This window comes from Rossellomorea sp. YZS02 (genome assembly GCF_033963925.1).
In the GTDB taxonomy this organism is placed as follows: Bacteria; Bacillota; Bacilli; order Bacillales; family Bacillaceae_B; genus Rossellomorea.
The window spans coordinates 320,043-326,113 of record NZ_JAXBLY010000002.1 but is presented as its reverse complement, the minus strand read 5'-3'; the positions used below and the strand labels follow the sequence as shown (position 1 = coordinate 326,113).

Annotated in this window: 5 protein-coding genes; 2 read left to right on the top strand and 3 right to left on the bottom strand. The window is 38.7% G+C overall.

Annotation, left to right across the window (positions count from 1 at the left end):
- Positions 1-67: 67 nt before the first annotated feature.
- The 3 genes from SLH55_RS04075 to SLH55_RS04065 are packed head-to-tail and all read right to left on the bottom strand — an operon-like array spanning position 68 to position 2,672.
- Positions 68-433, bottom strand: a complete 366-nt coding sequence (locus SLH55_RS04075) for a hypothetical protein (protein WP_320322737.1) — start codon at positions 431-433, stop codon at positions 68-70.
- A 7-nt stretch (positions 434-440) separates the two neighbouring features.
- Complete coding sequence (dndD, locus tag SLH55_RS04070) at positions 441-2,456, bottom strand: DNA sulfur modification protein DndD (protein WP_320322736.1); 2,016 nt, start codon at positions 2,454-2,456, stop codon at positions 441-443.
- A 27-nt stretch (positions 2,457-2,483) separates the two neighbouring features.
- Positions 2,484-2,672: a DNA modification system-associated small protein gene (locus SLH55_RS04065; protein WP_060674971.1), complete on the bottom strand. Its 189-nt coding sequence runs from the start codon at positions 2,670-2,672 to the stop codon at positions 2,484-2,486.
- Between the two features lie 1,392 nt (positions 2,673-4,064).
- Between SLH55_RS04065 and SLH55_RS04060 the strand changes: the two genes are divergently transcribed.
- Together SLH55_RS04060 and SLH55_RS04055 are read left to right on the top strand one after the other, a co-directional pair.
- On the top strand, positions 4,065-5,552 hold the full coding sequence (locus tag SLH55_RS04060) for a phytoene desaturase family protein (RefSeq protein ID WP_320322735.1): 1,488 nt from the start codon (positions 4,065-4,067) through the stop codon (positions 5,550-5,552).
- A gap of 15 nt (positions 5,553-5,567) precedes the next feature.
- Positions 5,568-6,068, top strand: a complete 501-nt coding sequence (locus tag SLH55_RS04055) for a glycosyl-4,4'-diaponeurosporenoate acyltransferase (RefSeq protein WP_320322734.1) — start codon at positions 5,568-5,570, stop codon at positions 6,066-6,068.
- The last annotated feature ends 3 nt before the right edge of the window (positions 6,069-6,071 follow it).

The following is a 6,071-nucleotide window of genomic DNA, read 5'->3' as shown; positions in this document are numbered from 1 at the left end:
TTTTACTTTTTGTAAAATTTCACCGGCTTTTTCATTTCAGAGGAGGGTTTTGTCCCAGCCTCTTTATTTATAGAATCATCAACTTAACGTCTTCCATTGATGTTTTTTCATTTTGAAGGTCTTTGATTGTTCTCAGTCCATATTCAATATATGCAATCATATATTGATGTAACTCTTCATCATTCAGTGATCTTTCAGCTTCATTAATGATAAGGTGTTTAAACAAGATGAACTCTTTTTCTTTAATGATATTATCAGGAATCGTCCATTTATTGCCACCAGTTATTGCTTCTAGTGAAGGATTCGTACACGCTGCAATCCCTTTAGCTAAGGCAATCTTTATAGCATGAGGACGGTCAACCTCTAAATGGTTTACCACGTCATCTAGTATTTCTTTTCCTTCTTGAGATAAGGACATTCTTTTATTAGACATTTATTCATCACACCCTAACGAAATCGAAATAGCCATCTCTAATGACTGTATATTTTTTGCGCTCGTCGTAATCCAACATGTATTGTTTATACGAAGATTGCTCCATTAAGTTTACATACTCACTTGTAATCTCTGTATCAGTAGATAAGATGATCACTTGTTCACTTAAGTTTTTATAGTAATGATTAATTAAATGGTTCCTGTGATAACTATCCAGTCGTCCAAGTGGAGTGTCTATGACCATTGGTAGAGATAAGTCTGAGACTTTGGTTAACGCCCAAATGAGTGCAGAGGATATCATTTGCATTTCACCTGCAGAACGTTCTTGTATACTAATCTCTTGCATCCGATCGCTAAATAGTCGGACAGAGTAAGTGTTAATATCGAACTCGATCTTGCCAAATTCGTCTTGTTTTCTAAAGAGAACTTTTAACATACTTGAGAACTCATCTCTAATATGTTCTGCTTTCAACTTCGTTACTTCTGTTACATATTCTTTCATAGCGGCAATGGTATTCGTAACATTTTGAAGTCGTTCTTGAAGTTCTTCAGTGTTAGAGTCTTGATTGTTTAGACGAGTAAATTTATTCTTTAGTACCGTTCTCTGATCTAATAGATCTCGAAGCTTTTTGTTGATTAGTCTATGTTTAGAATCTAATTCTCCTACAATTTTAGTTAACCGATCAATTGTATCATTTTCTTCTTCTAGGTTTACCGCTTCTGGGGCATTTCTTATTTCTACCTCAAGCCCATTGTATTCCTGGGTTAATCTTTCAATATTATTAATATAATTGGTAACCTGGTTTTTATCTTTCATTGGTAATGAACTTAAGTAACTGAAGTCTTTATTAGATATATCATGTATTTCCTCAAAATCATCAGATACATCAATTCTGATATCATTTTCTTGTATCCAAATTTCTTTCCCTAATTCTTTTATTTGTTCAAGCTGAACTGGAGAAAGTGGAGGGTTTATGGATTGATTCAATAGTTTGTCCATAAAGTTCCGATAAGGATTAAGGGATGCGTTTTGCAAAATTCTATTTTGACTTATTTCTTTTTCTTTTTTAATTCTATTTTTTAATTTGCTAATTTTATTCCCTAAAATGATATATACCACATTATCTGAGTAATACGTGTTCAATTCTTTTTTAGCCATTTCTAACTGCGTTGCTACTCTGGTTTGTTTTTTTACGATCGTTTCACGAGACTTTGAGTTCTTACTCATTTTTTCATTTCGATCATTTTTAGCATCATCAACTGCAGCTTGCTGACTTCTTAATTTAATCCGGATTTTTTCTTTCTTAGCTTCAAAATTTGCGATAGAATCATCCAATGCAATTAGTTCAGTTTCTGCATTTTTTACTGAGGAATGACTAACAGAACGTGCTAGCTGTCTTTCAATTGATTGCTTAAGAGTGTGTAAATCCTCTAATAGCTGCTTGTAAGATTCCATCCCTGTAATTTTGTGAATAGCATCCTTCATTTCTTGACTATTTTGGCGAAGAATAATATCTTTAATCTCTTCTCCATCAAATATGAAAAATGGAGCTGCATGGTAAGGAATAATTTTATCGATGAATTTATTAAAAATATCAATATTATCTATTTGAACTGTACGTTTAAACTTCGAACCGGCACTTTTAACATCAAGAGATCTTTGTTCATGAGATAGGGTTTTATCACGATTAAAATACCATTTTATTTTTAGATTCCACTCTTCACCTTTATCCGTTTCCAGAGACAGTGAGACCTGGCACTCACGTCCACCTTCATCAAAAAAAGTGTTGTTAATAACGTTGGAGAACAATCTCTTATACTCGGTTTCTGTCATTCCACGTTTACCGAACAATATGTATAGAATCGCTTTCAAAATAGTTGTTTTTCCCGCACCATTTAACCCACCGAGTAGAATAATATTTTTGCCGTTCTCTTTTCTTTCATCTTCAGGGATATAAAGATCCACTTCTTGATGACCGTAATAGGTCTTATAATTAACAAATTCTAGTTTTTTCAATAGCATCTTCGTTCACCTCCATTGGTTAAGTCATTATTGATTTTCTTTAAAGTGAAAATCAATTAGAGATTGATATTCTTTAATCCTGGTCTGTTGACTATTATTTTCATAAGCTTCTCTTTCAGAAAGCTTTACTAGTAATCTTCCTAATTTAGGAGGGACATTGTTTCGTGTGCATACCTTAGACATTAATTCTGTTTCTCGTCTTTTCATATCTTTCATGAATTACCACCCAATACTATAATAGGATTGAAAAAGGGAATAGGTCCCTCTAATAATATTACTATAACATTACTCTTAGTTACATGTTTGTAATATAACAAATTATTCCTTATTGTAACTTGATACCTTAATGTTTTTTTGTGAGGGTATGAATTTAAAATAAGAGTATTACAATTATTTGAAGGAGATAATGATATGAAAAGTGTAGTAAATGTAATAGTGAAAGTGAAAATAGTTTAATAGAAACGGATGAATTTGGTGAATTAAAGGAAAGTGTATATTACTGTGAGAGTTGTTTTATTGAAAAGGTTAACGAAAGAGTTGGGAACTTTAAACCTGAGAAATGCACTCAGTGTAATGCTGAATTGAGTCCAAATAAGAAGGCATTTCCTCCTCAAGCTCCCCCTAACATAGAAAATGTTACCGTTCAAGGGGCAGACACTAATTTTTACAAAAAGTGAAACATCCACATATAGAAGAAAAAGACCGTCATTGAAACATTCACGACGGTCTTTTGTACCATCACTATGCGGAATACGTCACTTGTAAACCCAGTTGAAGCGTAGATTCAAACAGCGTACATCCTTAAAAAAAATTAATATTCGGGAAATTCTCTCGTTTTGTATGGTAAGGTATTATTTAGATATGAAAGGTTTGATCGATAATGCAGGTGTATGATGAATAGAGGATTAATTATCAGTGACAATGAGAAAAGAGTGAGATAATGCCTATACTATTAATCATATTATTTCTATTCCTTGTATGTTTTATCATTAGCTCCTCCTTAAATATTTTCCTGAAACTGACAGGAAAAAAGCATTGGGCCCTTTCATTTTTAATAAGTTTATTTTTTGCATTACTGATTACTGCCTTTATTTTTGCTATTTAATAGCGTTCTATTCAATAGGCTAAAAAAATAGGATATATTCATTCCATAGATATCATTCCAAATAACTAGTTTCCTAATAAGTATAAGAAAGGACCTCCGTTATATGAGAGGTCCTTTTGTGTTATTGATTTCATCTATTGAAGCGCGAGAACCGTCCCGGTGCTTCCGGAGAACCGTCCCCCTGTTTCCTCTCGGTCCACCTATAAAGAAGGGTTATGCCACTTTTCCGTGGAATACTAGATAGTAGAAAGCCTGACGAGCTTTACCTATTCACATCAAAACCTCTACATACTGCCTGAAACTGGAGCCCCTCCATATTGAACCAAGACCCAACCACATTCAACGTTTTTTATTACAAGGAGTTAGGGTATAAGATAAGTGCGGAAGATACAGACTTGATGTATTGGGAAAAAGCGCTGGCTCAAGGCCAGGCATACATTGAACGTGTCTTAGATAAACATACATACCCCAAACAAGATTTCCGAACAGGAGGAACGGAACCATTGAAAAAGAAAACAGTACTGATCATTGGAGGCGGGCTCGGCGGGGTGTCGGCGGCGATTACACTGGCCCAGGCGGGATACGATGTCTCTTTATATGAAAAAAACAATCACATTGGAGGAAAGTTGAACCGGCTCGAGCAAGACGGCTTTGGGTTTGATCTCGGTCCGTCCATTTTGACGATGCCGCAGATCTTTGAGAAATTGTTTGCGGCGAGCGGGAAATCGATGAAGGATTATGTCCAGATTGAGAGGCTGGATCATCAATGGCGTTCCTTCTTCCCTGATGGAAATGTCATAGACTTGTATGAAGATATGAACGACATGTTGGAGAAGAACGCCTCTCTCAGTGAAAAGGACATTCGTGAATATCAACGTCTGCTGGAGCATTCGAAGACCCATTACGATATGACGGATAAAACCTTATTTAAAGGTGCGGATACGGCAAGAGGAATCGTCAAGAAGGCGGGACTGTTCAGTGTCATGAAGAACATTGACCTGATGTCCACGGTGCATAAATCCCTAGATAAGCGGATCAGCCATGAGCAGTTTCGCGATATGCTCTCTTATTTTATCAAGTATGTCGGTTCGTCCCCTTACGATGCGCCGGCTGTGATGAATATGATGATCTACATGCAGCATGACCAGGGAGCATGGTACGTTCCCGGCGGATTGCACAAGCTCGCTGACGCCCTTGTGAAGCTGGCGGAAGAAGTGGGGGTGACCTTCCACCTTGGACGGCAGATCGTCAAGCTGGACAAGAAGGATGGCGATATTACCGGAGCCGTGTTGGATGACGGAACACGGGTGACGGCCGATCATTATGTGTCCAATATGGAAGTCATACCGGTGTACGAGCGATTGCTAGAGGAAGACAGCGATTATATTGAAAAATTAAAAATGAAATTCGAACCGGCGAGTTCCGGTCTTGTCATGCATCTCGGTGTGAAGAAGAGTTATCCGCAGCTTCGCCATCATAATTTCTTTTTCGCGGAAAATATGAAGGCACAAATGGAATCGATCTTTCACCGCCATGAACTGCCGGAGGATCCGGTCATTTATCTCGTCAATGTGAATAAGACCGATCCGACACAGGCCCCTCCAGGACATGAAAATATCAAGGTGCTCCCTCATATTCCGTTTATCCGGGATGAGAATCCGTATTCGCAAGAGGACTATGAACAATTCGCTGAGCGGGTCCTGATCAAGCTGGAGAAGATGGGTCTTGATGGCTTGCGTGAGAACATTGTCACGAGGGACATGTGGACGCCGGAAGATATCAGGCGTACATATGGTTCCGACCGCGGGGCGATTTATGGGACGGTGTCCGATAGTAAGAAGAATAAAGGGTTGAAGCATCCGAAGCAGAGTGAACGCTACGGTAACCTCTACTTTGTCGGTGGGACGGTGAACCCGGGAGGCGGAATGCCGATGGTGACGTTAAGCGGCCAGCTTGTTGGTGAGAAGATTCTGGAGAGGGATTCTGGATAACAAAGGGGTGGTGTCATGATTGTCTCACTGCCTGACCATTGGATCATCATCCTTGATGTGATTGCCTGGACGTTCTTTCATCTCGCCATTTCTGCCGTTTGCTTGAAACTTCCTTTGACGTGGTTTTTGGAAGACCGTTTCTGGTTTCGGACGTTCCCTTTTGAACAATCCGGGGCATTGTGGCAGCGTTTATTCCGGGTGAAAGCGTGGAAGGGTTTGATTCTGGATGGCACGATTTTTCTTAAAAAGGGATACAGTAAAAAGGGCTTGCATGGGACGAAGTCGAGGGATTTGAAGGTATTTGCCGCAGAAACAAAACGTGCGGAATTAACTCATTGGCTCTCCATTCTCCCTGCTCCGCTGTTCTTCATATGGAATCCTGTATGGGCAGGATGGTGGATGGTCCTGTATGCCCTTGTCTTCAACCTTCCGATTATCGTGGTTCAGCGGTACAATCGTGGGCGGATATCGGCGATTACGTCAGGTGTTGGGAAGAAATCAAGCAGACTACTGTAAGGA